We start from the raw sequence: 23864 nt of genomic DNA, 5'->3' as shown, positions 1-23864 counted from the left end.
CAGCGGCGAGACCGTTCTCGAGCTGACCAACCATTCCGTACTCCCGCTCCGCAGCGTCGCCGCAGGCTCAGCTTGATTGCTGCCATCACACCGGGAAGAGCGCTGCGGATGACTCTGGATCGCGCGGCTGTCGGTGGGGGCTAGGCGGACTTCTTTGCGGTCGCCTTGCGAGCGGTGGTCTTCTTGGCCGTCGACTTCTTGGCGGTCGACTTTTTCGCCGCTGATTTCTTGGCCGGCTCCTTCTTTGCCGCCGCCTTCTTGGCGGGAGTCTTCTTCGCTGCGGTCTTCTTGGCCGGGGTCTTCTTCGCCGAGCTCGAGCCGCTCTTCTTGGCCGATGACTTCTTCCCGGAGCCGGAGTCCTCGTCGTCTTCGTCGTCGCTGTCGTCCGCGTCGCCGCCGCGGTCCTTCACACTCGCCCGCAGGGCGGCCAACAGGTCGGCGACCTCGTCGTCACCGTCGTCGTCGGACGCTTCCTCACGCTCCTCGACGGTAAACGCCTCTCCCCCGGCTGCCTTCGCCTCGATGAGCTCCTTGAGCTGCAGCTGGTAGTCGTCCTCGTACTTCTCCGGCTCGAAATCCGCCGCCATCGTCTCGATCAACGAGGCCGCCATCTTCACCTCCTGCGGCCGGACCTTCGCCTCCTTGTCCAAGCCCTCCAGGATCGCCGGGCGGATCTCGTCGGGCCACAGCAACGTCTGCAGCATCAGCACGTCCTTGTACACCCGCAGCGCGCACAAGCGGGTCCGGTTACGCAGCGTGAATGTGCAGATCGCCAGGCGATCAGTGGACTCGAGCGCCTCGCGCATGAGCACGTACGCCCGGTTCGAGCGCGACGCCGGCTCCAGGAAGTACGCGTTGTCAAAGGCCACCGGATCCACCTGATCCGCCGGGACGAACTCCGTCACCTCGATCTCGTGGGACTGCTCCACCGGCAGACTCGCCAGATCCTCCTTGGTGAGGATGACCATCTCGCCGTCCTCCGACTCGTACGCCTTGGCGATGTCCGAGAACTCGACCTCCTCGCCATTGTCGTCCCGCACCTTCTTGTAGCGGATGCGCACGCCATCCTTCTTATCGACCTGCCGCGCGTGCAGGTCATGGTCCTCCGTCGCCGAATACACCTTGACCGGCACGTTCACCAGACCAAAGGAGACCTCGCCCTTCCAGATGGATCGCATGGGATGAGTATGCGATATCGGGGCGTGTGGCGCCGCCGGTCGCGGAGGACGCAACTGGAATGCTGTGGTGCATGCCCGCCGACGTCGGTCCCCTCCTCCTGCTTGTCGCAGCGGCGTCCGTCATCCTTGGGACGGTCCTGCAACGGGTCAGCGGGATGGGTGTCGGGCTGGTGGTCTCGCCGACGCTGGCGCTATTGCTGGGGCCCGTCGCCGGAGTGCTGCTGACCAACATCACGACCACGGTCTCCGCGGCCCTCATCGCGATCACGCTGTGGCGTGACATCGACTGGCGGCGGTACCTCCACCTGGCGCCGCTGATCGTCGTGGGGTCCGTGCCCGGCGCCCTCCTCGTGGGCGCTGCCGACCGCAGCTGGCTCGAGGTGGTGATCGGCGCTGCTCTGCTGGGCACCCTCGTCTTCACCGCTCTCGTGCGCATCCCGCCGGTGGGCGGTCGGTGGCCGGCTGCAGTTGCCGGAACGGCCGGAGGATTCCTCAACACCGCGGTCGGCGTGGCCGCACCCGCGATGCTCGTCTACGCGCAGGCGACCAGCTGGAACCAGCGGTCCTTCGCCGCCACCCTGCAGCCGATCTTCTTCACCATGGGCGCTACCTCCGTCATCACCAAGGTCGGTCTCGGGGCCGCGCCGATCTCCGGGTTGCCGCCGATCGGCGTGATCGGGCTCGTCGTGGCGATGGTTCCGATCGGCATTCTTCTGGGTGGCGCGGTGGCCACGCGAGTGTCCGCGACGGTGGGGCGACGGGTCGCCGTCGTCGTCGTCACCCTCGGGGCGGTGACGTTGCTCGGGCGAGGAATCGGGGGGTTGGCCGGGGTCCTCTGAACGGGGGGCCGACCTCGCCGGGGTGGCCGACGCGCCGCCAGCCTGTTCGCGCCGAGGGGACACAATGGGGCCATGGCATCCCCGGAACAGCGCGCACAGTACGAACGATTCGCCCCGCTCCTGGTCCGAGAGGGCGTCGACCTACAGACCGCGACCGTCGCCGACCTCCAGGCCGGGATGCAACGCGCGCAGCAGCGCCACAAAGCCGCCGTCGAGCAGGTCCGGGCGGTTCTCTACGCCCACGAACGGGGCGACACCTCGGCCGCCGGCGAGCTCCTCGAGACCCTGGAGCTGACCGCCGATGCCTCTCCCCCGCCGATCCCCGACGCCCTGACCGTCGCCTCCCGCTTCGCCCAGCTCGCCCAGTCGGTGGCGCCGGAGCTGCCCGCCGCCGTCATCGCCACGGTCCGCGACAGCGCACGGCTTCCCGACGCCCCGGACGGCATGGCCGGGCTGTGCGATGCGGTCCTGCTCGACTGCGACGCAACCTCCGGCATGCGCACCGCGATCGGCGAGCACGGGCTGGCGTCCGCCCTCTACGCGGCCGCCGCCATGACCAGCGCGGCGTTCACCCTGTGGTCGAAGCAATCGGGGCGGTCGATGGACGACCTCATCAGTAGCCACGCCTGACCCGTCAGGCGGTTACGCTGCGAGGCAGCAGGCACTCGTGTCGCTTCAGTCCGCGCTAGAAGATCCGTAGCCCGAAGCTCCCAGCGACTTTCTGGAGAGCGGAATTGCTCAACTCCAGCCCCTCGCGTTTGCGTACCTGCAGCTCGGTGCCGTCGAAGACTGCCCAGCATTCGTGATTTCCCAGGCGCGAGATGTAGCGCACCCCTGAGTACTTCGGCGCGCCGTTGGAGTCGGTGGCTGCGTAGATCCAAGTGGAGACCGCTCGCGTCACGGCCCGGTTGGGTCCGCGTAGCGTAGCGACATCGAGGACACTCACACCCAATGCATCTAGCTGTGGGGCCATCGCCGAGGTGAGGAACTCGTGGGTGTCAGGGTCCTCGACATCGACGAAAGGCAGCGGATCGATCGTTGCCGCTTCGATCATCAATCGCCGTGCCCGCCAGTCCTGGGGCACGCCACCACACACCACGAAACCGGGATCTTCCTCCGCGACGATCGCCCGCATCGCAGCTGTCGGCCGGAAGCGCGCGAGCGTCTCAGCGAAGCAACCGGCCTCGTTGGACCCGAAATACAACACGCCTCCGCCCGCCACGTCGAAACGGTTGCCCGAGCGGGTGAGCGCGGCGTCCGCGGCGTTAATTCGAGAATGGTCAAGTTCACGTCCACGCCGCGCGACTCGGTACAAGCTGGCCGGCGGATGAACCACAGCTGGCCCAGGAAGATGTGAAGTCGCCACTACCTCAACCGCCAGCCACGAACGCTCGGGCCGCGGCCATGACCTCGCGGTGCTGACCTTCTGCGAGCGCCTCCGCCGGTGAGACGTCGTCGAGCTGCGGGTTCATACCCATGAACCACGCGCGCACCGTTTGCGGTGCATCGACAGTTTGAATCAGCTGAAAAACCTGGAACGCGACTCGCAGATTCGCCTCTCCTGATGCGCGAGCTGCAGCCCCCTCAGCCCAGCGGTTGACGGTGCGCCGGTCGACCCCGGCGATGTGCGCTGTCAGCGCAGAGCCGAGGTGATCGATCAGGAAGCGGGCGATGTCCTGAGTCGACCCTGTCACAGCGCTGCGGTGCGCCGCGCTCGACCGAGCGCCTGCATTGGTGTCCGTGGCCATTTCCGTAGCTCCCCACTAAGATGACGCGCTTCTCTTGTCCCACCAATGTCCCATAAATGCCCGCCCTGTGTCAGGGCGCCGAGAGCGCTCGCTGACACTCGGCCAAGAGTCGTTCGCGGTCCTTGCGCCACACCTGCCCCGAGAAGTCAGCCTGCAGAGGGCGCGGCTCGTCGTCGTCGCCACATAGCCACACCACCCCACGCCGGCGTGCCAGGCGGCGCTACCGCCCCGATCAGTTGGCGCTACTGCTGAGACCTCGGGGGTGGGCCGGAATGTTCTCGATGGGCGCGTGGTTACTCGGCGGGGAAGCAGTCACTCGTACCACCAATCCAGCGGAGCCGTCCCGACTTACGGGTCCCGCGGGAAAGAGGAACAATGACCGTCTCAACCAGCACCGTCCGCGCCATCGGAGTGACGACCTACGGGGGCCCCGACGCCCTGCAGGTCGTCGACGTCCCCACCCAGGAACTCGGGCCGACCGACGTTCGCGTGCGGGTCACGGCCGCCACGGTCAACCCCACCGACACCTACACGCGCAACGGTTCCCGCTCGAAGACCGGAACCCCGCGCGGGGCTGCGGACGTCCCGGGCATGGACATCGCGGGAACGCTCGTCGAGATCGGCGAAAACGCGCAGACCTCCCTCTCGGTCGGCGACCGGGTCATGGGGATCGTGGTCCCCCGCGACGAGCACGGTGCGTATCGCGAGGACATCGTCCTGCCCGCCCAGTCGATCGCCGCCGCACCCCGCGATGCCGACGACATCGCCGCATCGACGCTTCCGATGAACGGCCTCACCGCCCGGCGCGCTCTCGACCTGCTGGGGTTGAAGCCCGGTGAGGTGCTCGCGGTCACCGGCGCGGCCGGATCTAACGGTGGCTACGTGGTGCAGTTGGCCAAGCATGCCGGGCTCGTCGTGGTGGCCGATGCGTCCGAGGCCGACGAAGAGCTCGTCCGGTCGCTCGGCGCCGACCAGATCGTCCGGCGGGGCGACGGCGTCGCCGACCGCATCCTCGAGCTCTACCCCGACGGTGTGGACGGACTCTTCGACGGAGCCGTGCAGGACGCCGCCGTACTCCCCGCGGTCAAGACCGGCGGCGGGGTCGCGACGGTGCGGTGGTACCAGGGCGACGGCAGCCGCGACTTGAAGGTTTATGCCGTGAGCGTGGCGGATATGGCCGAGGAGCAGGCCAAGCTCGACGAGCTGCGGCAGTTGGCGGAAGACGGCGTCGTCACCCTCCGTGTCGCGGACAGCTACTCGCCGGAGGACGCATGGCGGGCCCATGAGCGGCTCGAGGCCGGTGGGACTCGGGGGCGGTTGGTGATTGACTTCACGAGGTGATGGTGGGGGCACCAACCCTGACGGCCGGTAGGCGCCGCGACCGCCCGGAATGCCGCCACTCCGATACCGCCCGACTGCTGGACCAGGAGACCTCATGTCTGCACCTCTGCCCTCCCTGGGCCGACTCTCATCTGTCCCTCCTCGAGATGTCTGGAAGCACGAAGCGCTGTCCTTCACCCCATGGCTCAGAGACAACGTCGATGTCCTCAACGAGGTTCTCGGCATGGACCTCGAACTCGACGCGGCCGAGCATCCGGTCGGGAGCTTCAGCTTGGACCTTGTCGGTCGCGACGTCACCGCGAATACCACGGTCATTGTGGAAAACCAGTTGGAGCCGTCTGACCACTCTCACCTCGGACAGCTCATCACCTATGCAGCGGGCACGGAGCCCACCACCATCATCTGGATCGCTACTGATTTTCGGCCAGAGCATCGAGCCGCACTTGATTGGCTTAACGAACGGACGGACGAGGGGACGCGATTCTTCGGCGTAGTGATCCGGGTCGTTCAGATTGGCGACTCGGAGTACGCGCCAGCCTTCGATCTGGTGGCCCAGCCCAACGACTGGGAAAAGCGCGTCAAGCGCGAAACTCGCCCGGCCTCGGCGAGAGAGTTGCTTTACCGAGAGTTCTGGGAGGCAGTCTTGGGACGCATCCGCGAGTCGCACCCCAACTGGACGAATGCGCGGACCACTGGCGGCACTTGGTGCGGGACATCCTCTGGAGTGTCGAAGGTACTCATATCCATGGTCTGGATCGGAAACCGACTGACCCTCCAGCTGTACTTTGAGTCGCCGGACCCTGAAACGAACCTGGAGCGCTTCAACGCCCTCCACAATCGTGCCGACGAGTTCGAAGCCGCCTTTGGTGGGCAACTCGAGTGGGACGCCATGAATGGAAGAAAAGCCGCGCGAGTCATTGCCAGCTCAGACTTCGACGACCTCCAAGACCGAGACGCCTGGCCTGCAATGACCGACTGGCTCATTGACGCACAGGTCCGACTCCGCCGGGCGGTCGAAGCAGTAGGGGGAATCAGCTAGGCCCAGAAACCACAAACCGTCGTTGTCAGCTGATCGGATTGTCGCGCTGTCCGGTTTCGTCCTCTATCCCGGCACTGACGAACGGCCGATTAGCGTGCACACTCGTTAGCTCGACTGCACGCCCACGGCGACCGGTCTTGCACGCGTCTTGAGCAGCGGCAACCTCCTCCGACCATTGCCTTATTCTCTGGTCCGACGTCGCGTCAGCGGGAAGTCTGCCCAGGTCGACCGCGAGGCTGTAGAAACCGGGGCCAGCATCGTTCTCGTCAATGTAAAGGACCACCGCCGATAGCATCGCGCCGAGTTCGTCCACCGTCCGCTCGACGACCTCGCCCAGTAACTCCGACATGGCATTGCGGCCTTCGGGATGGGTGAAGTCGAATCTCGCAAGTCCGGTCTTCTCACTGATCTCGCGGTTTAGCTCGGTGTAACTGGTGACGCGTCTGAGTCCGGCGACGCGCTTGAGATACCTGATCGCTACCTCTATCTGCCGCTCCCAGTCGTCGTCGCTAATGCCGTATCGTCGCGCAGCCGCTCCCATAAGCCAATGTTCCCACGTGAACAGGAGCGAGGAGAGGCGGAATTGCACAGACGCAGTGCCGCTTCCTTCGTGACCTCCGCAAATGTGAAAAAGAGAAAGGGCTAAGCTGGCGGTCGCAGAAGACGAAGAGCCCAGCCGCGGGGGTAAGGCCCGTGGAGTGGTGGGGTTTCGGGGCCGCGATTCTGGGCCCCACTCTCTGCCGACTGTTCTCTGGTGCCGCATCGTGCTCGACCAGCCCCCGAGAGTTTCAGTTCGCTGGCTGCCCGCGGCTCCTCCACTCATCCCCCTCGCTCCCGGCAGCGAGCCGGTCGCCGATATCCGACCGCAGTGCCAGAGTGGTCCCATGGCGAGCAAGGGTTCTAAGGAGTCGGTCGAGGTCGACGGGCGGACCATCCGGTTCACCCACGCCGACAAGGTGCTCTACGAGGCCACCGGCACCACCAAGGCCGATGTGCTCGAGTACTACCTGGCCGTCGCCCCGCTGCTCATGACGTACGCGGGGCGGCGGCCGGTGACGCGCAAGCGCTGGCCCGACGGCACCGACGCCGACTCGTTCTTCGAGAAGAACCTCCCCTCCCACGCGCCCGACTGGGTGCCGCGCGTGGCGATCGAGCACTCCTCACGCACCGTGCGATACCCGGTGCTGGACTCCCCCGCCACGCTCGCGTGGTTCGCGCAGCAGGCCGCGCTCGAGCTGCACGTGCCGCAGTGGACCCTGGAGAACGACGAGCCGGGCCGGACACGCCGGATCGTGATCGACCTCGATCCGGGCGAGGACGTGGATCTGGATACGACGGCGAAGGTGGCCCTCCGCGTCCGCGACCTGCTGTCCGAGGCGGGACTCGACTCCTTCCCGGTGACCTCCGGGTCCAAGGGGATCCACCTCTACGCCCGGCTGGACAAGGCCGTCACCGCCGCCAGCGCTTCCAAGGTCGCCAAGCAGATCGCGCAGTCGCTCGCCAAGCAGACCCCCGACCTGGTCACTGCCACCATGAAGCGCTCCATCCGCGAAGGCAAGGTGTTCGTCGACTGGAGCCAGAACAGCGGCGCCAAGACCACCGTCGCCCCGTACTCCCTGCGTGGGCGGGTCGAACCGTGGGTCGCCGCTCCCCGCTCGTGGGAGGAACTCGGCGACGGCGGACTCGCGCACCTGCACTGGGACGAGGTCCTCAAGCGCCTGGACTCAGACGGCGACCTCCTCGACGGGCTCGAAGGCACAGCCCAGAAGAAGGCCACCAAGAAGAAGTCGACCTCCTCCACCGGTTCGGCATCGCGGGCGAAGAAATCGGGTGGCAGCAAGAAGAGCTCGTCGTCGTCGTCCGATGACGAGGACCCCGAGCCCGCCGACACCGACTCCAGCGACGGCTCCGATGCCGCTCACTCCACAGAAGTGGAGGGCTGCGACGCCGAGCCCGCCAGCGAGGACGCCGTGGTCACCAGCCTGGCCGAATACCGGCGCAAGCGGGATCGTCGGAAGACGCCGGAGCCGTTCGACGGCGAGGTCGAGACCGATCGCGACGACGTCGACGGCCCGATCTTCGTGATCCAGGAGCACCACGCCCGGCGCCTGCACTTCGACCTGCGGCTCGAGCACCACGGGGTGCTGGCGTCGTGGGCCGTGCCCAAGAACCTGCCGACCGAGCCCAAGGACCGGCGGCTGGCCGTCAACACCGAGGACCACCCGCTCGGCTACGAGACGTTCGAGGGCACCATCCCCAAGGGCGAATACGGCGCCGGCCACATGACCATCTGGGACCGCGGCTGGTACGAGTGCGAGAAATGGCGCGAGGACGAGATCATCGTGTGGCTCCACGGCGACAAGGTCTCCGGCCGCTACGTGCTCGTGCGCACCAGCGCGGAGAAGAACCAGTGGATCGTGCAGTACATGAAGGACCAGTCGCCGGACTCCTTCTACGGCGGGCGCGACAACCCGAAGTCGTCGTATCCCGAGGGCGATAAGCGGGCGCGGTCGGGCGGCTCGTCGTCCGGCGGCTCCGGCAGCGCGGGCAAGGGGTCATCTCGGCGCTCGGGCGGCGGGGCGTCCCGCGACTCGGACAGCGCCGACCGCCCCGACGCTCCCCCGCTGCCGATGATCCCCACCGCCGCGACGGTGACCGAGCTCCCCGACGACAAGTGGGCGTTCGAGGGCAAGTGGGACGGCTACCGGGTAACCATTGCGACCAGCGGCGCCGGCGGGCAGGCGCGCCTGGTCAGCCGCAACGGCAACTCGATGGACTGGCTGACCGACGGCTTCCCCGGACTGGCCGACGCACTCGAGCGGCCGGCGGTGATCGACGCCGAGCTGGTGATCCTGGGCTCCGACGGCGTCCCGGACTTCGCGTCACTGGCCAAGCAGGCCGCGGCCGAGGGGCAGGACTCGTCACTGCCCGCCGTGGAACTGTTCGTCTTTGACGTGCTGGAGGTCGACGGCGTGGACCTGCGGACGCAGGCGTGGGAGCGACGCCGCGAGGTGCTGGATCTGCTGGCCCCGGCGCTGACCGGGGTGGATCGGGTGCACGTACCGGAGGTCCTCGACGGCCCCGGCGACCGCGCGCTGGCCGAGGCGGAGAAGTTCGGCTGGGAGGGCATCGTGGCCAAGCGTCGGGACTCCCGGTACGAGTCGGGGCGGCGGTCCAAGGCGTGGCTCAAGGAGAAGCTGCTCACCACCACCGAGGCCGTGGTGGGCGGCTGGCGGCCGGGCAAAGGCGGGCGCTCCGGGTCACTCGGCTCGCTGCTGCTGGGCCTGCCCGCCGAGACCGGACTGACCTACATCGGGCGCGTGGGCACCGGCTTCTCCGACAAGCAGGCCCGCGCGCTACTCGAGGAGCTCGAGCCGCTCAAGCGCAAGACCAGCCCGTTCGTCGAGCAACTGCCCGCCGACGCCCGCCGCGACGCCATCTGGGTGCTGCCCAAGCTCGTCGTGGAGGTTCGCCACCAGGGCTTCACCGAGGACGGTCACATGCGCCAGTCCTCCTGGCGCGATATCCGGCGCGACAAGCTGCCGGGGGATCTGTAGGAGAGCTGCGGCAGATCTGCGGAGCAGTCAGCGTCTGCAGCTGCGGGTCCGCTCCCGCCACGGCAGAGCCAGCCGGTTCGGCGCACCGAGCGAGTGAATGGGTTGGCGGAGGCGGCCGGCCCTCGTCGTCGTCGTACCCCGCCCGGCGGGACCGGCGGCATGCGCGCCCACACCCACTGATCCCGGCCATCGGGCACTGGCCGGTTGATGAGAACTCCCCGTGACGGGCTCGATATAGCGCGGCGGACCACCTCGTGGTCGCCGAGCGTCTCTCTTCTGGACACACCGTCCAGGACGTTCGTCCAGACCGGTCTGTTCAGTATTCTGCCCACTTCAAACCTGAAGTAGACCTCATATGTCCTGGTACAGAGCGTTTGTCAGCCGATCCGGCGGATTGTGACGTTACAGACAAATGTCAACTTTCAGTTTGCTACTCGCAGGTAGGTAAGCGATAATAAATGAGATGCATCAACAAGGTGTGTTGATGCCAGGCCCTCCCTCTCAGAAAGGCTCCCCCCGATGAGCACCGCGCCCCAGACCCCCCAGCCCGCCGCCAAGAACCAGAACCGCCGCAAGAAGGTCCGCGCCGTCATGGCCTCCGGTCTCGTGCTGGGCGTCGGCGCCGCCGTGACCCTGGCCGCCTGGTCGGACACCGTGTGGGGCGAGGGCACCTTCGGTACCGAGAACACGTCCTTCAACATCGACGGCTCCTTCGACGGTGGATCCTCCTGGGCCGCCCACGTCGCCTCCGACGGCGAGGGCACGGATGGCCCCGGCGCGATGACGTTCGCCCAGGGCGCCAACAAGCTCATCCCCAACGAGCCCGTCTACCAGCTGGTCGGCCTCCAGGAGACCAAGGGCAATCTCGGCGCCGACATCGTGCTCAGCCGCACCAACGCCGACGAGTCCCCGCTCGCGGACTACGTGAGCGTCGGCGTCGCCGACGTCGGAACGAGCGCGACCGCCCCGAAGTGCGACAGCTCCGTCACCTTCACCCGGACCGCCACCATCGGCGCGGCGCCCGGGGAGATGCTGACCGGCGACATCGCCGCCAAGGGCTACCGCTGGGTGTGCTTCTCCGCCACCCTCGCCGAGGGCGCCCCCCTCGAGGTCGGCGACGAGTTCTCCGACTCGATCCTCTGGGAGTTCACCGCCACCTCCAAGGACCCCGTCGCGTAATAACTCGTGACCGCGGTGGCGGGCGACGCTCCCGCCGCCGCACCCATCCCGCCTTCTCCCTCCCCTCCCCCTTTCGACTCCCAGCCCTCACCAGGAGAACGCCATGAGCACACCGACCGTGCAGACCCCCTCGGAAGGCCCGGCCTCAGCTGCCACCTCCCACCGGGCACCGCGCACACGGTCGGTGTGGTCGTACATCGGCGGCGGCATCGCCAATCTCCTGGCCGCGGGCGGAGTCGTGGCAGTGGGGCTCGTGATCGCCGCGGTCACCATGAACATCTCGCTGATCATGTTCAAGACCGGGTCGATGAGCCCCACCATCCCCACCGGAGCCGTGGCGGTGGTCAAGGAGATCTCCGCCGACGAGATCCGCGTGGGCGACGTCATCACGGTCGACCGCGGAGAGGGCAAACTCCCGGTGACCCACCGGGTCGTGGAGGTGCACCCGCAGACGCCCGGCGAGGCACTCGTGCAGATGAAGGGCGACGCCAACCCCAACATCGACCCCGGCATGTACCGGGTCGAGACGGTCCGCAAGGTGCTGTGGTCGGTGCCCGAGCTCGCGAACATCATCGTCTGGTTCAGCAACCCCATGGTGCTGGGCGGGATCACCGGACTGGCCGCGCTCGGAGTGCTGTGGGCCTTCTGGCCCAAGGATGAGGACGAAGCTCCTGCGTCCGAGGGCCTGGATGCGGACGGAGAAGGTCGATGAGCGCCTCCACACTGAAGTCCCGCAAGCTCATCGCCCTACTGGGCGTCGTACTGATGGTGGCAGGGTTCGGCGTGGCACTCCGGAGCGTTCAGCCGACCGAGGCGTCCTGGACCGACCCTGTCTACGGCGAATCGCGGTTCGGGGTGGGCAACATCAACCAGGGCAACAGCTTCGCCCGCGCAGTCTCCACCTACGGCTTCATCGACCGGCTCACCCAGGACGATCAGATCGCACCAGTGACCGCCTTCGTGGAGACCCCGGCTACCGCGAGATCAGAGAAGGGTCCGGCGAGCCACAGCAGCGCGTCGTGGCTGTTCCCCTTCTACCTCGCTCTGGGCGCGACCGGGAAATCCTGCGCGACTCTGTCCGTGCGCACCGACTCCGGGTGCGCCAACGGAGACGCCGGAAAGATCGCACACGCTACCGCCAACTCTGTCTCCGAAACCACGTCACTGTCGCTCACCACGGCCGCAGTCTTCGGATCCGACCTCGTGAGCTACCGATACAGCAGCCCGATTCGCGCAACCGCGACGTGCTCCGCCTCAGAGGGCAAGGCAGGGCTCAGCTGGGGTGGTCCGATCATCCTGGGAAGCGGGTCAAACCGAGTATCGGTCCCGATGCCCGCCGAGAACACCCAGAGCAAGCCGATCACCGGACCTGACGGTCAGACCGCCACCCTTCACCGGGTGCAGAAGGCGAGCACGGGGTCCGCGCTGTCTCAACTGCGCCTGAGGGTCGAGGCCAGCGGCTCGGGCATCCTCAATCAATGGACCCTCGACCTGATTCTCGCGCACGCCGAATGTGGCGTCGACCAGGCGACAACGCCGACCCCCAGTGCCCCGAACCAAAGCAACTGGCCCCGCACGACTCAAACCGCCAGCCGGATGTCGACAGCCATGACCGAGGCGCCGACAACGACCACGACCTCCGACAACGCGACAGCGACGCAACTCACTGAGACTGCGGCCCCCTCGGCCAGCACGCCCGCGGCCACCACCACGACGAGCGCAACTCCGTCGCCGACGACCTCTACTTCCGCGACGACCACAGCTGACGCGACGTCGACCACCTCGAAGCCGGAGTCCTCCGAGTCGAGCACGACCGTGCCCGGGACCTCCGAGCCGGCCAGCAGTGAGTCTTCCGTCCCGACCGAGGAAGCGACGCCCGAGACCACCGAGCAGACCGCCGTGGCCGAGGGACCGCAGGATCCCGAGTCGGTGCGTGTCGGGCGGGAGTTCGCAATCGTGAACCGCGACGGCGTCGAACTGGGCACCGCGAAGGTCGAGGACATCGAGCGGACGCCCGGCTGCGGAGTCGAGCTCACGCTGAGCATCACCACCTCCGCCGAAGCGGGCCCCGACAGGTGGACGTCCGTCGCCCCGGACGACTTCGCCGAGGTCCGCGCCGGCGGGTCCACTCGCGAGGCCACGACGCTCAACTCGGACTGCGAGCAGGCCGCCAATTCGACGACCACTCCCCTGTCGCCGGAGCGGGACTACGAGATCGTCATCGCCTTCCAGCTCGACGACTCCGCACAGCAGGCCATGCTCCGGCCCGACGGCACCGCCGGGTGGATCTTCGACCTGCCGCCGCTGACCACCGTCGCCGTGAAGACGAGCCCGTCGGCGGCCCCCACCACCGGAGAATCCCCCACCACGCCCACCGGAACCGAGCTGACGACCACCGACGTCGCCGAGGCGTAGGAACCATCGCACGGGAAGCGGCCCCGGCCACGGGGGATCGTGGTCGGGACCGCTCCTGCCCGCCGGTTCCGCACAGCGGGTGGGACGCTGGCGGTGGCTGGAGCTGACCTCGTCGTCGTCACAGTCTCTGTCAGTCCCACCCGCGTGCGGAACCGGCGCGCTTCATATCACGCGCTTCACATCAGAGGGTGATGACGCGGGGACCCACCGAGCCCGACTCGGGATACCCGAGCGAACCGCGCACGAACCTACTGAACTCCCAGAGCACCCGATCCCACCACCAGAACACCATCTCGGACATGGCCCTACCTCCTGCTCGGTGAGCCAGACGGCCTCCGGCCCGCTGGACCAAGTGTGTTCCGACATCCTGGGAATCGCCCCTGTGGTGGCCTGATAGTCCGATAGCAGAGTCCGAGGATCTCCTACCTCAGCTGTGCCCCCGCTGCCCCCGCGAGAGAAGAACGCCCACATCTCCCCGGCGCGCGAGCCGCCGTCCGGGTCGAGCCGCCTGACCCACGATCACACCGCTGACCTGGGGTGCCCTGAACGGGTCCTGCAGGGCACCGCAGGTCAGCGTGGGTGCCGCGCTGCGCTTCGGCCCGGCCCAGCCCGGCCAGGCCTGGCGTTCAGCCGGAGACGTACGGGTTCGTAGCGGCCTGGTGGCGGAGGCGGGCGGGGACCACGAAGAACATGACGACGACGAGCACCGCCATCACCACCGCCGCCACGGCACCCCACACCGCACCCAGCACCAGCGTGAAGACGAGCGCGACCAGGCCGACCATCGCCACCGCCAGAATCGCCAAACCGACACGGGCGAGCGTCGCGGACAGCCGGAGCACCCGGTCCTTGCGATGCGACCGGAACACCGCACGGTGGATCATCACCGGGGCCAACAAGATGACCGACGAGGTCAGCGCCAGCGACAAGACCACCAGGTAGAGGGCACGCGCGCCACCGCTGATCTCCACGAATCGGCCCTGGAACGGCACCACAAGCAGGAAGCCGGTGAGCACCTGGCCGCCGGTCTGGACGATGCGCAGTTCCTGCAGCAGCTCGATCCAGTTGCGGTCGATGCGCTGCGCCTCGGTTTCGTTGCGCTCAGCCTCGTTGCGCCCGGTTTCGTTGCGCTCGGTCCCGATGGGTTCCCCGGTGCCGTCGACGTGCATGACGCTCCTCTCGCCGCATGCGCTCCATGGTCGTCCGGTCGCCGTGGCGGCGGGATCTAACCGCCGATTCGCCCACGCCGAGCCGCTGACCTGCGGTGCCCTGCACAGGGGTTACAGGGCACCGCAGGTCCGGCACGATGAGGGCATGGTCAAGCCGTCCAACACCGCCGCCATCGCCTCCGCCACCGGCCGCCCGTGGGACGAGTGGGTCGAACTGCTCGAGCAGGCCGGGGCGCGGGAGAAGAACCACACCGCGATCGCCCGGCTGACGCTCGAGCACATGCCCGGGTCGGTGGAACGGGCCGAGTGGTGGGCGCAGGGCACGGCCATTGCCTACGAACAGCACGCCGGCCTGCGGGTCCCGGGGCAGTCCTGCGACGGCGACTTCCAGCTCTCCACCTCGCGGACCGTGGCCGGGGACAAGGACTCGGCCCTGCAGTCGTGGACCGAGCTCGTCGCCGGACGCGAGGAGTTCGGCGGGATCCCGCTGGACGGCGAGGCTTCGGTGACGCGGTCGGAGAAGTGGCGCTACTGGCGCGTCCCGCTGGCCGACGGCACGCGCGTGGCGATCAACTTCAGCGACAAGGCCGGCGGCAGCTCCGGTAGCAAGGCCAGCGTGGGGCTGGCGCACACCAAGCTCGACTCGGCCGAGGCGATCGCCTACTGGCGGCCGGTCTGGAAGGAGCTGCTCGGACGGCTGTGACGAGTGCCGCTGCTACAGGTCAGCGGTACGCCTCGTGAGGCCGAGTCGGCCGGGCGCGAAGTCGCGTTCACGCCCGTGGCCTGCCGGCGCTACCGGTTCGGCCGGAGCGAGCGACTGCGTACGGGGGCGGTGGCGGTCGTTGTCGTCGTCGTACTCCCCCGATGCCTACGCCCAGCCAACGGTGAGGTGCGTGGGGCGGTGGAAGGCAGCGGCTGGGGACGAAACGATCGAGACTTGCGTCAATAACTGTAGTTTTACGACAGGCGCAGGCGGGACGACGGCGCTCCCGTGGCCGGATGTCGGCACACCCCGCACGCGGTGCGACGAGAGGAGGCGGGACGCATGATCAATCGGATATGGGCAGTTGAAGGCTCAGCGTCGCCGCCAACGGCACGATCTACTTCACTGGCATCGTGGCCATCGGCCCCGACCACGCACCGGTCTCACCTGGCGACCTCGGCCAAGCTCGCCGAGAATACCGCCGGCCACGCACCCTGTCTGACCACCGTCGCGGTCCTAGCACTTGCTGGGCCCGGCATGATGGTCGAGCTCTCACCCATCGCAGCCAAGTGACTCGGCCCGCCCAACAAGCAAGGGAACTTCCCTCATGAAGCATGACTATGACGTCATCATCGTCGGCGCCGGATTTGCCGGCGCTACCGCAGCTCGCGAATGTGCCACCCGCGGCCTGCGCACTCTCGTACTGGAAGGACGGGACCGCATCGGCGGCCGCTCCGGCAGCCGTCGCCTGTCCGACGGCAGCTACGCGGACGTCGGCGGCACCTTCGTCCACTGGACCCAGCCCCACACCTGGTCTGAGATCACCCGTTACGGTCTCACCGACGACGTCATCCCCGGCGTCGCCGACCTCGAATGGACCGCCATCTACGCCGACGGCGAGGTGACCTGGATCCCCTACAAAAGCGGCGAGACCCTGACCCGCGCCGCGTACGACAAGATCCAGGGCGCCTCGGCGGAGGTCTTTCCCAACCCCACCCAACCGCTGCTGGCCCTGGCCGAGGTCTCCGCCATGGACGCGATCAGCACCACTGAGGCCCTCCAGCGTCTCGGCCTTTCCGAGTACGAGTACGCCAGCCTTTCTCGAACGTTCGCCGGTTTCTCGGGCCGGGCACTCGACGACACGAGTTGGCTCACCCTCCTGCGGTGGTTGGCGTTGGGCAACGACAATTACGCCGACTTCACTGACATGGAAATGGGGTGGAAGCTGAAGAACGGTACCGGGTCCTTGATCGACGCGATCATCAGCGACGGCGGAGCCGAGGTGCGTCTGAACACTCCCGTCGCCGGCATCGACTCCTCGGACGACGGTGTGCGCGTCACGCTCAAGGACGGGGGCGAAGTGGGCGGCAGGGCTTGCATCATCGCGACCCCGGCCAACGTATGGCCTCACCTCGACTTGGACCCCGCGCTGCCCGAGCAGCAGGCCGCCGCCGCAGCCGAGGGCATGGCCGTGCCAGCATCCGGCAAGTGCGTCGCAGTGCTCAAGGGCGAAACCCGCGCGATGCAGTTCGTCGGCGATGAGACCGCGCCGATGAGCTTCCTCACGACCGACTTCCGCGCCCCCGACGAGCAGGTCGTCGCGGTCTACCCCTTCCCGGGCTCGGACTTCGACGTCTCCGATCCCACGCTGATCAAGACCGCGATCGAAAAGGCTCTGCCGCATGTGACGGTGCTCGAATCTGTCGGCGACATGTATCGCGCGGACGATCCCATGTTCCACGGCGCCTACGGATTCCTCCGGCCGGGTCAACTGACAAAATATGTTCCTCACGAGAACTTCACGCGGCTCGACGAGCGGGTCGTGTTCGCGACCTCCGACATCGCCCGCTTCTTCCACGGTGCCTTCTTCGACGGCGCCATTGAATCCGGACTCCGAGCGGCACGAGAGATTCGCGCGTACCTGGACGCGCAGTAGTAGCTCAGGCCGGTCGGCCCAGCGGACCTACCCCCGGAGGGCCGCGGGAAGCGGGAACTGGTCGGGGACCGCCGGCGGGGGCGGCACTGCGGCACTGCGGCACTTCTGCCTCGCGTGCCGGGCCCACCGCGACTGCCGGTGCGCCGGGGGATCTGTGGACGTGGGATATCACCCTTCTGCCCGGGCCCCGGCGCAGCTTCTTCCGGCTGTACCTGGCGATCGATGTCTACTCCCGCACCCCGGCGCCCTGGCGCATCGACCATGATGCAACCGCCACCAAGGCCACCGAGATGTTCCTGGACGCCTTGGACCGACCCGGCGCCCCGGCACTGCTGCACGCCGACAACGGGGCCGCGATGCGCTCCAACGAGCTGGCTGCAGCCCCGGAGGCGGTGGCGGCGCAACGGTCGTTCTCCCGTCCGCGGGTCTCCAACGACAACCCGTTCTCCTAGTCACTGTTCAAGACCATCAAGTACGACCCGGACCACCCGGTCCGGTTCGACTCGATCGATCATGCCCGGCAGTGGACCGGCGGGGATCCCACTCTCCCGGCAGCGTTGACCTGCGATGCCCTGAACGCGTGGTGCAGGGCACCCCAGGTCAGAGGTTGTTTCCGAGCGAGGCAGCGTCGGGACCAACTGTCAGATGGCAGGCTCATCGGATGCCCGCGATGTTGATCGTCCCACCCACGGCTGCAGTGCTTCGCCGGCCCGGTCTTCGTGACCGATACCCCGGCCTGTCCAAGTCCCCGGCCTGTCCGAGTCGCGGAAAGACGCGCTGCTCCACGAGACCGGCGGGTACTTCACGGCGTTCCTCAAGCCCGCGTGCTGACTCAGCCGGCGCCACGCCGACCTGTTGAGTCGCTCCGTCAGCAGGATGCCGATCCGCTCCTGCGAGAACACTGCACGCTGTGACTCAACGCCCGGGCCGGGCCCGCTCAGCCCAGCTCGGCGCGCACGCGCGGCAGGACCTCGGTGCCCAGCAGTTCGATGGCGCGCAGGTACTCGGCGTGAGGCAGGCCGCCGACGTCCATCTGCAGGATCTGCCGGTCGTGGCCGAGCAGCGAGTGCAGGTGCAGGATGCGATCCGCGATCTGCTCTGGGCCTCCGGCGAATACCATCCCGCCGGCGCTGGCGTCGCGCTCGCGGCCGGGCGGCGTCATCGGCGGGCGCCCTGCCTCGGCTGCTCCGGTGCGGAACATCTCGCGCTCGTGCTCGAGGTACGTGGCGCGGGCGGCGGCGTCGTCAGATCCCACGAACCCGTGCACGGCCACCGCGACCCGCGCCTGCTCACGCGGGAGGCCGGCCTCCGCCCACGCGTGCCGATAGGCGGCGCCGTACTGGGCCCAGTGTTCGGGCGTCCCGCCCAGCACGCCGAGGAACATGGGCAGTCCCAGCTCGACCGCACGCATCACCGAGTTCGGGCTGCCGCCGGTGCCCAGCCAGATCGGCAACGGCGCGGCGGGCCGGGGGAAGATGGTCACGTCCTCCAGTGGCCGGCGGCGATGCGGCCCGCGGAAGGTGACGTTCTCCCCCGCGTTGATCGCCAGGAGCAGGTCGAGCTTTGAGGAGAACAGCTGGTCGTAGTGGGCCTCGTCGTAGTCGAACAGATCAAAAGTGATCGTGGACGACCCGCGCCCGGCCACCGCCTCGACGCGGCCGGGTGCGATCGCATCAGCCACCGCGAGCTGCTCGAACACCCGGATCGGGTCATCCGTGGACAGCACCGTCACCGCCGTGCCGATCCGGATGCGCTCGGTCGTGGCAGCCGCCGCGGTGACCATGGAGGTGGGCGAGGCCAGCGGCATGGACCGCGTGTGGTGCTCGCCGAAACCGAAGAAATCCAACCCCACCTGATCGGCCAGGCGCACCGCCTCCAGCGCGTCGCGGACGGCCTGCGACGTGGGACAGTAATCCCCGCCGGCGGCCCGTGGGGTGTTGCCGAAGCTGTAGACGCCGAGGTCAAGTGCCATAACGGATCCTCTGCCTTCGTATCAGTTGGTGATGGCGGGCAGCCGGCGAGAGAAGCCCTTGTCGTCGTCGACCAGTTCTGCCGTGAACGCCGCGATGTCGGCACGCCCGACCGCGATGCCGAGCTTGTCGTGGCCGAAGAAGCCCACGCGGACCGAGTCGGCCTTGGGAATGTTGCGCGGGGCGATGAACCGCACGATGGTCCAGTCCAGCTCCGACTCCATGACCGCCGCGGACATTCCCGTGATCTCGTCGTACGCGCGGCGCATGAAGGTGCGCGGCATGACGCTGGTGAACCGCGTGATCATGGTCGGCTTCTCGTGCGGATCGAGGATCGACGGCGTGGCGTGGCCGATGAACCGCGGCACACCGTGGCGCTGCATCGAGGCGACGATGTGCCGGGTGCCCTCGACCAGCGGCAGGCCGGTGGCCTTGCGGTCCATCGAGGGGCCGAGCGCGCTGACCACGGCGTCCGCACCGGCGATGGCGGAGTCGATCGCATCGGCGTCGGACATCTCGCCGATCACCACGCGCACGCGGTCGCTCTCGCCCCAGGTGGCCGGGACCTTCTCGGGGTTGCGGGCGTAGGCGGTGACGGTGTGGCCGCGGTCCAGGAGCTCCGCGACGGTGAGCTGGCCAATCGCGCCGGTGGAGCCGAAGACGGTGACATTCATGGGGCTGCTTTCTGGTGGTGGCGGGGCGCCGGTCGGTGGGCCAGGCGGGTGGGGTGGGGTGGGCCCGGTGTCAGGCGGGTGGGGTCAGAGGGCGTAGGGACCGAACCGGCCCCAGGCGACGACGACGGCGAGGATCAGCAGCACCGCGTTGAATCCGATCGCCCCGTTCTCCTTGCGGCGGTAGTGCACGACCATCGCGAGCAGCATGATGAGCGCGAGGCCGACCGCGGCGAGCGGCGTGAGGATCGGCGCGATCCCGGTGGCCGCCGGCAGGACCAGGCCGATCGCGGCGAGCAGCTCGGCGATGCCGATGAACCGGACCGTGCCGAGCGAGAAGTCCTTCGCCCACGGGAACGACTCGTGCAGCTTCGGCTCCGGCCGGAAGGACTTCTGGACGCCGGCCATGAGGAACATGAGGGCGAGGACGATCTGCAGGACCCAGAGGGCGATGTTCACGATTTCTCCTTGTGGTGTGGCTGGCGGGTTGGCCCCGGGGCGGCCCGCGCGAATTAGTGGAAGAGATGCTCCGCTTGTAGTGAACCACACATCCGGAGGATCTATTCCACTTGGCAGGTAGACTGACCCCATGAGTCCCGACCGCCCCCTCCGCGCAGACGCCCAACGCAATCGCAGCGCCATCCTCTGCGCGGCCTCCCGGGTCTTCGCCGAGGAGGGCACATCGGTGACGCTGGAACGTATCGCCACCGAGGCCGGAGTCGGCGTCGGCACCATCTACCGGCGGTTCCCGTCCGTGCAGCACCTGCTGGCCGAGGTGCTCGAGGAGAAGATGCGGCGGTTCGCCGACCTCGCCGAGGAGGCTGCCAGCCGGGCGGAGACCGAGCCGTGGGAGGCGTTCCGCGACTTCATCATGTTCATCCTGGAGCAGCAGGCCACTGACCTGAGCTTCAGCGACGTGATGCTCTCCCCCGACGCCGGCTCCGAGTTGTTCCGTGCCGAGATCGGGCGGGCACTACGCGCGGCGGAGATTCTGGTCGAGCGCGCGCAGGCCGCCGGGGTCCTGCGTACCGACTTCCACCACAGCGACCTCTACGTGCTGCAGCACGCCAACGGCGGCATCGTGCGCGGCGTCCAGCAGACCGCGCCGCTCGCGTGGATGCGCTTCGGCGAGCTCATGCTGGAGGCGTTCCGCGCGCCCGGCGCCGGCGAGCTCACCCCGCCGCCCGCGGCCTGGACCGACTGAGAGGTGGACCGACTGTGGCCTGGACCAGCTGAGCCCGCTGACCTGCGGCGCCCTGGACCGGGGTTTCAGGGCACCCCAGGTCGGGGCGGTTACGGTGGGCGCGGGCTCAGATCGCCAGTGCCGCCGAGACCTCGTGGGCGGCGGTCGCATCAGAGGCGCCTGAGTGCGAGATCCTTCCGGACTCGATGACGTAGTAGACGTCCGAGGCCCGCAGCGAGAAACCCACGTGCTGTTCGACGAGCAGGACCGAGAGGTCGCCGCGAGAGGCGAGATCCACGATGATGCGCTCGATCTCGGCGACGACGTTCGGCTGGATGCCCTCGGTGGGCTCGTCCAGCACCAGCATCCGCGGTTCGGTGATGAGCGTCCGGGCGATCGCCAACTGCTGCCGCTGGCCGCCGGAGAGCAGGCCGGCCTTGCGGTCGAGCAGCTCCTTGAGCGCCGGGAAGAGGTCCAGCGACTCGTCGATCAGCGCCTTGCCGCGCTTGCGCCCATCGGCGACGAGCTGCAGGTTCTCGGCCGTGGTGAGCTGGGTGAACGACTGCTGCCCCTGCGGGACGTAGCCGATCCCGCGGGCCACCCGCGCGTGCGGACGCAGGGAGGTGATGTCCTCGCCGTCGAACTCGATCGTGCCGCCCTTGCACGGCAACAGTCCCACCGCGGTCCGCAGCAGCGTCGTCTTGCCGGCGCCGTTGTGACCGAGGATCGCGGCCACTCCCCCGGCCGGAACCTCGAGGTCGACACCGTGGACGACCTCCGAGCCGCCGTAGCCCGCGCGGACGCCGGTCATCTTGAGCAGTGCGGTCATCGTGGGGTCTCCTCGGTCTCGGCGGCGGTGCCCAGGTAGACCTGCTGCACCTTGGGGTCGGCCTGGATCTCGGCGACGGTGCCCTCGGCGAGCACCTTGCCCGCGGCCAGGACGGTGACGGTGGTGGCGAAGGCCCGCATGAAGTCCATGTCGTGCTCCACCACCACGACAGTGCGGTCGGCGGCGATCCGCTGCAGCAGCTCCCCGGTGGCCTGACGCTCCTCGGCGCCCATGCCGGCGACGGGCTCGTCGAGCAGCATGACGTCGGAGTCCTGCACCAGCAGCATGCCGATCTCCAGCCACTGCTTCTGCCCGTGCGCCAGCACCCCGGCCTTGGTGCCGGCCAGGTGCTCGAGCCCGATGGTCTCCAGCGCCTCGGTCACCTTCTCCTCCCGGCCGTGGCGGCGCCGCAGCAGGGTGAGCGGGCCGCGGCGGGCACCGGCGGCGATGTCGAGGTTCTGCTCGACGGTGAGGTCCTCGAACACCGACGCCGTCTGGAACGTGCGGCCGATGCCCATCTTGGCGATCTTGTGCGTCTTGAGCCCCAGCACCGGCTGGCCGGACTTGTCGACGGTGCCGGTGGCGGGCACGAGCCCGGTGATCGCGTCGACGACGGTCGTCTTTCCGGCGCCGTTGGGACCGATGAGGAACCGCAGGTCGCCCTGGATCAGGGTGAGGTCGACGCCGTCCACGGCCTTGAAGCCGTCGAACGTCACCGTCAGGTCGCGGACCTCGAGGTAGGTGCCTGCGCCTCCTCCACCGGAGCGAGTGCGGGCGGACGCGCGGGCGGCGGAGCCGGGCAGGCCGATCTCGGCACCGGTCAGGGTGCCGGCCGACAGCGCGGCACCGATGCCGAAGGCGGTGGACGGGGTCATCGGGACTCCTCGGGGGAAGCGGCGCCTGACGCCGTCGCATCGGGTTCAGGTTCGGCGGTGCCGGTGGTGGCGGGCCGGTCGGAGGTGGCGGAGTTCGTCGTCGTCGTGGTCGTCGTGGTCGTCGTGGTCGTCGTGGTCGGCTCCTGGCCCTTGGCGCGCCGACGTCGCATCACGAACAGCGACGCCAGGCCGCCGGGCAGGAACCCCACCACCACGATGAACAAGATGCCCTGCAGGTAGGTCCACTGCGACGGGTAGGCCTCGGAGAACGCGGTCTGCGCCCACGCCACCCCGATCGCGCCGAGCACCGGGCCGAGCAGGGTGGCGCGGCCGCCGATCGCGACGCCGATGAGGAACGCGATCGAGGGCGCGATACCGATCGCCGACGGCGAGATGATCCCCACGATCGGCACGAACAGCGCCCCGGCGAGCCCCGCGGCGAAGGCGGCCACGGCGTAGGCGAACGACTTGACCATCGCCGGGTCGTAGCCGAGGAACCGCACGCGCTCCTCCTGGTCACGGACGGCCACGAGCAGCTCGCCGAACCGGGAATTCATGAACTGGCGCACCAGCAGCACCACGAGAAGCAGCGCGCCGCCGGCGAGGAAGTACAGCATCCGCCGGTTGGCCGGGTCGGACAGCGCGAACCCGAAGAACCCGGTGAAGCGGTTGAGCCCGTTGGACCCGCCCAGCTCCGGCCGGCTCACGAGGAAGATCGCGGCGGCCGCCGCCAGGGCCTGCGAGAGGATCGCGAAGTAGGCGCCCTTGACCTTGCGGTTGAATACCAGGTAGCCGAACCCGAACGCCAGCAGCGGCGGGACCAGCAGGATCACCGCGAGCGTGAACCCGGGCGAGGCGAACGGCACCCAGTACCCGGGCATCTCGCGCATCCCGGCGATCTGCATGAAGTCGGGCAGCGCGTCGGCGCCTCCGCGGTCGCGGGCGTCGGAGATCTTGAGGAACATCGCCATCGCGTAGGCGCCCACGCCGAAGTACACGCCCTGGCCGAGGGTCAGCATGCCGCCGCGCCCCCACGCCAGACCGATGCCGCTGGCGACGATCGCGTAGCAGAAGAACTTGGCCAGCAGGCTCAGCCGGAAGTCGCTCAGCAGCGCGGGCGCGAGACCGAAGATGATCAGCGCGGCCACCGCGAGCGCGGCCCAGAACATCCACCGTGGCCGCTCGGCGTCGCCGGTGAGCAGGCGCCGGGCGCGGGTGCGCCGGGGCGGCGC

Annotated in this window: 23 protein-coding genes; 12 read left to right on the top strand and 11 right to left on the bottom strand. The window is 68.4% G+C overall.

Translation table 11 applies throughout. The features are described from left to right. Positions 1-140 precede the first annotated feature (140 nt). Positions 141-1178 carry a non-homologous end joining protein Ku gene (gene ku / locus G6023_RS00300; RefSeq protein ID WP_182633787.1) on the bottom strand — a complete coding sequence of 346 codons (1038 nt, stop codon included), beginning with the start codon at positions 1176-1178 and terminating at the stop codon, positions 141-143. A 71-nt stretch (positions 1179-1249) separates the two neighbouring features. On the opposite strand from ku, the gene G6023_RS00295 reads away from it, so the two are divergent. Together G6023_RS00295 and G6023_RS00290 are read left to right on the top strand one after the other, a co-directional pair. Further along, the gene (locus G6023_RS00295) at positions 1250-2017 is read left to right on the top strand and encodes a TSUP family transporter (RefSeq protein ID WP_241727576.1); all 768 of its coding nucleotides are present in this window, start codon (positions 1250-1252) and stop codon (positions 2015-2017) included. A gap of 72 nt (positions 2018-2089) precedes the next feature. Next, positions 2090-2647 (top strand): hypothetical protein, encoded by a 558-nt coding sequence (locus G6023_RS00290; RefSeq protein ID WP_241727575.1) that lies wholly within the window; start codon positions 2090-2092, stop codon positions 2645-2647. A gap of 55 nt (positions 2648-2702) precedes the next feature. Here the strand turns inward: G6023_RS00290 and G6023_RS00285 are convergent, their stop codons facing one another. Further along, positions 2703-3383: an RES family NAD+ phosphorylase gene (locus tag G6023_RS00285; protein WP_182633785.1), complete on the bottom strand. Its 681-nt coding sequence runs from the start codon at positions 3381-3383 to the stop codon at positions 2703-2705. Between the two features lie 4 nt (positions 3384-3387). Beyond that, on the bottom strand, positions 3388-3765 hold the full coding sequence (locus tag G6023_RS00280; protein ID WP_096906840.1) for a hypothetical protein: 378 nt from the start codon (positions 3763-3765) through the stop codon (positions 3388-3390). A gap of 375 nt (positions 3766-4140) precedes the next feature. Between G6023_RS00280 and G6023_RS00275 the strand changes: the two genes are divergently transcribed. Continuing rightward, positions 4141-5106 (top strand): NADP-dependent oxidoreductase, encoded by a 966-nt coding sequence (locus G6023_RS00275; RefSeq protein ID WP_182633784.1) that lies wholly within the window; start codon positions 4141-4143, stop codon positions 5104-5106. Positions 5107-5200: 94 nt separating this feature from the next. After that, entirely contained in the window at positions 5201-6145 is a 945-nt protein-coding gene (locus G6023_RS00270) for a DUF4268 domain-containing protein (RefSeq protein ID WP_182633783.1), read from the top strand. Positions 6146-6170: 25 nt separating this feature from the next. Here G6023_RS00270 and G6023_RS00265 read toward each other — a convergent pair whose 3' ends face one another. Continuing rightward, entirely contained in the window at positions 6171-6734 is a 564-nt protein-coding gene (locus G6023_RS00265) for a hypothetical protein (RefSeq protein WP_182633782.1), read from the bottom strand. A 295-nt stretch (positions 6735-7029) separates the two neighbouring features. Here G6023_RS00265 and G6023_RS00260 point away from each other — a divergent pair, with 295 nt between their 5' ends. The 4 genes from G6023_RS00260 to G6023_RS00245 all read left to right on the top strand — a co-directional run bounded on the left by G6023_RS00260 (position 7030) and on the right by G6023_RS00245 (position 13296). Next, positions 7030-9702, top strand: a complete 2673-nt coding sequence (locus tag G6023_RS00260; protein ID WP_182633781.1) for an ATP-dependent DNA ligase — start codon at positions 7030-7032, stop codon at positions 9700-9702. A 519-nt stretch (positions 9703-10221) separates the two neighbouring features. Continuing rightward, positions 10222-10881, top strand: a complete 660-nt coding sequence (locus G6023_RS00255; protein WP_182633780.1) for a SipW-dependent-type signal peptide-containing protein — start codon at positions 10222-10224, stop codon at positions 10879-10881. A 103-nt stretch (positions 10882-10984) separates the two neighbouring features. Further along, positions 10985-11593 carry a signal peptidase I gene (locus G6023_RS00250; protein WP_182633779.1) on the top strand — a complete coding sequence of 203 codons (609 nt, stop codon included), beginning with the start codon at positions 10985-10987 and terminating at the stop codon, positions 11591-11593. Continuing rightward, on the top strand, positions 11590-13296 hold the full coding sequence (locus G6023_RS00245; protein WP_182633778.1) for a hypothetical protein: 1707 nt from the start codon (positions 11590-11592) through the stop codon (positions 13294-13296). The genes G6023_RS00250 and G6023_RS00245 overlap by 4 nt, the downstream gene beginning before the upstream one ends. Before the next feature lie 626 nt (positions 13297-13922). Here G6023_RS00245 and G6023_RS00240 read toward each other — a convergent pair. Next, positions 13923-14465, bottom strand: a complete 543-nt coding sequence (locus G6023_RS00240) for a DUF6328 family protein (protein ID WP_241727574.1) — start codon at positions 14463-14465, stop codon at positions 13923-13925. Between G6023_RS00240 and G6023_RS00235 the strand changes: the two genes are divergently transcribed. The 3 genes from G6023_RS00235 to G6023_RS16220 all read left to right on the top strand — a co-directional run bounded on the left by G6023_RS00235 (position 14464) and on the right by G6023_RS16220 (position 17556). Beyond that, positions 14464-15168, top strand: a complete 705-nt coding sequence (locus G6023_RS00235; RefSeq protein ID WP_241727573.1) for a hypothetical protein — start codon at positions 14464-14466, stop codon at positions 15166-15168. The genes G6023_RS00240 and G6023_RS00235 overlap by 2 nt on opposite strands. Before the next feature lie 607 nt (positions 15169-15775). Further along, positions 15776-17104, top strand: a complete 1329-nt coding sequence (locus G6023_RS00230) for a flavin monoamine oxidase family protein (protein ID WP_182633777.1) — start codon at positions 15776-15778, stop codon at positions 17102-17104. Continuing rightward, on the top strand, positions 17053-17556 hold the full coding sequence (locus G6023_RS16220; RefSeq protein WP_182633790.1) for a DDE-type integrase/transposase/recombinase: 504 nt from the start codon (positions 17053-17055) through the stop codon (positions 17554-17556). The genes G6023_RS00230 and G6023_RS16220 overlap by 52 nt, the downstream gene beginning before the upstream one ends. Positions 17557-18041: 485 nt before the next feature. Here G6023_RS16220 and G6023_RS00220 read toward each other — a convergent pair whose 3' ends face one another. From G6023_RS00220 to G6023_RS15800, 3 genes are all read right to left on the bottom strand, one after another. Continuing rightward, the gene (locus G6023_RS00220) at positions 18042-19076 is read right to left on the bottom strand and encodes an LLM class flavin-dependent oxidoreductase (protein WP_182633776.1); all 1035 of its coding nucleotides are present in this window, start codon (positions 19074-19076) and stop codon (positions 18042-18044) included. A 21-nt stretch (positions 19077-19097) separates the two neighbouring features. After that, positions 19098-19748: an NAD(P)-dependent oxidoreductase gene (locus G6023_RS00215; RefSeq protein WP_182633775.1), complete on the bottom strand. Its 651-nt coding sequence runs from the start codon at positions 19746-19748 to the stop codon at positions 19098-19100. Positions 19749-19832: 84 nt separating this feature from the next. After that, positions 19833-20204 (bottom strand): DoxX family protein, encoded by a 372-nt coding sequence (locus G6023_RS15800; RefSeq protein WP_182633774.1) that lies wholly within the window; start codon positions 20202-20204, stop codon positions 19833-19835. 130 nt (positions 20205-20334) lie between these two features. Between G6023_RS15800 and G6023_RS00205 the strand changes: the two genes are divergently transcribed. After that, positions 20335-20949 carry a TetR/AcrR family transcriptional regulator gene (locus G6023_RS00205; protein ID WP_182633773.1) on the top strand — a complete coding sequence of 205 codons (615 nt, stop codon included), beginning with the start codon at positions 20335-20337 and terminating at the stop codon, positions 20947-20949. Positions 20950-21055: 106 nt separating this feature from the next. Here G6023_RS00205 and urtE read toward each other — a convergent pair whose 3' ends face one another. Genes urtE through urtC form a run of 3 tightly spaced genes read right to left on the bottom strand, consistent with a single transcriptional unit; the run spans position 21056 to position 23801 of the window. Then, positions 21056-21757 carry an urea ABC transporter ATP-binding subunit UrtE gene (urtE, locus tag G6023_RS00200; RefSeq protein WP_083249765.1) on the bottom strand — a complete coding sequence of 234 codons (702 nt, stop codon included), beginning with the start codon at positions 21755-21757 and terminating at the stop codon, positions 21056-21058. Then, the gene (gene urtD, locus G6023_RS00195; RefSeq protein ID WP_241727572.1) at positions 21754-22632 is read right to left on the bottom strand and encodes an urea ABC transporter ATP-binding protein UrtD; all 879 of its coding nucleotides are present in this window, start codon (positions 22630-22632) and stop codon (positions 21754-21756) included. Before urtD ends, urtE begins: the two co-directional genes overlap by 4 nt. Next, positions 22629-23801, bottom strand: coding sequence for an urea ABC transporter permease subunit UrtC (gene urtC / locus G6023_RS00190; protein ID WP_182633788.1), 1173 nt, complete (start codon positions 23799-23801; stop codon positions 22629-22631). Before urtC ends, urtD begins: the two co-directional genes overlap by 4 nt. Positions 23802-23864 lie beyond the last annotated feature (63 nt).

Origin of the sequence: Dietzia sp. DQ11-71, from assembly GCF_014144995.1 — a bacterium.
Classification (GTDB): domain Bacteria; phylum Actinomycetota; class Actinomycetes; order Mycobacteriales; family Mycobacteriaceae; genus Dietzia; species Dietzia kunjamensis.
The sequence above is the reverse complement of the archived record's forward strand: the minus strand, read 5'-3'. Positions and strand labels throughout refer to the sequence as shown.

What these genes read in the sequence shown, in the direction of transcription:
- ku (WP_182633787.1), bottom strand. Translation starts at nt 1,178, where the DNA reads ATGCGATCCATCTGGAAGGGCGAGGTCTCCTTTGGTCTGGTGAACGTG.
- G6023_RS00295 (WP_241727576.1), top strand. Translation starts at nt 1,250, where the DNA reads ATGCCCGCCGACGTCGGTCCCCTCCTCCTGCTTGTCGCAGCGGCGTCC.
- G6023_RS00290 (WP_241727575.1), top strand. Translation starts at nt 2,090, where the DNA reads ATGGCATCCCCGGAACAGCGCGCACAGTACGAACGATTCGCCCCGCTC.
- G6023_RS00280 (WP_096906840.1), bottom strand. Translation starts at nt 3,765, where the DNA reads ATGGCCACGGACACCAATGCAGGCGCTCGGTCGAGCGCGGCGCACCGC.
- G6023_RS00275 (WP_182633784.1), top strand. Translation starts at nt 4,141, where the DNA reads ATGACCGTCTCAACCAGCACCGTCCGCGCCATCGGAGTGACGACCTAC.
- G6023_RS00270 (WP_182633783.1), top strand. Translation starts at nt 5,201, where the DNA reads ATGTCTGCACCTCTGCCCTCCCTGGGCCGACTCTCATCTGTCCCTCCT.
- G6023_RS00260 (WP_182633781.1), top strand. Translation starts at nt 7,030, where the DNA reads ATGGCGAGCAAGGGTTCTAAGGAGTCGGTCGAGGTCGACGGGCGGACC.
- G6023_RS00255 (WP_182633780.1), top strand. Translation starts at nt 10,222, where the DNA reads ATGAGCACCGCGCCCCAGACCCCCCAGCCCGCCGCCAAGAACCAGAAC.
- G6023_RS00250 (WP_182633779.1), top strand. Translation starts at nt 10,985, where the DNA reads ATGAGCACACCGACCGTGCAGACCCCCTCGGAAGGCCCGGCCTCAGCT.
- G6023_RS00245 (WP_182633778.1), top strand. Translation starts at nt 11,590, where the DNA reads ATGAGCGCCTCCACACTGAAGTCCCGCAAGCTCATCGCCCTACTGGGC.
- G6023_RS00235 (WP_241727573.1), top strand. Translation starts at nt 14,464, where the DNA reads ATGACGCTCCTCTCGCCGCATGCGCTCCATGGTCGTCCGGTCGCCGTG.
- G6023_RS00240 (WP_241727574.1), bottom strand. Translation starts at nt 14,465, where the DNA reads ATGCACGTCGACGGCACCGGGGAACCCATCGGGACCGAGCGCAACGAA.
- G6023_RS00230 (WP_182633777.1), top strand. Translation starts at nt 15,776, where the DNA reads ATGAAGCATGACTATGACGTCATCATCGTCGGCGCCGGATTTGCCGGC.
- G6023_RS00220 (WP_182633776.1), bottom strand. Translation starts at nt 19,076, where the DNA reads ATGGCACTTGACCTCGGCGTCTACAGCTTCGGCAACACCCCACGGGCC.
- G6023_RS00215 (WP_182633775.1), bottom strand. Translation starts at nt 19,748, where the DNA reads ATGAATGTCACCGTCTTCGGCTCCACCGGCGCGATTGGCCAGCTCACC.
- G6023_RS00205 (WP_182633773.1), top strand. Translation starts at nt 20,335, where the DNA reads ATGAGTCCCGACCGCCCCCTCCGCGCAGACGCCCAACGCAATCGCAGC.
- urtE (WP_083249765.1), bottom strand. Translation starts at nt 21,757, where the DNA reads ATGACCGCACTGCTCAAGATGACCGGCGTCCGCGCGGGCTACGGCGGC.
- urtD (WP_241727572.1), bottom strand. Translation starts at nt 22,632, where the DNA reads ATGACCCCGTCCACCGCCTTCGGCATCGGTGCCGCGCTGTCGGCCGGC.
- urtC (WP_182633788.1), bottom strand. Translation starts at nt 23,801, where the DNA reads ATGTTCTGGGCCGCGCTCGCGGTGGCCGCGCTGATCATCTTCGGTCTC.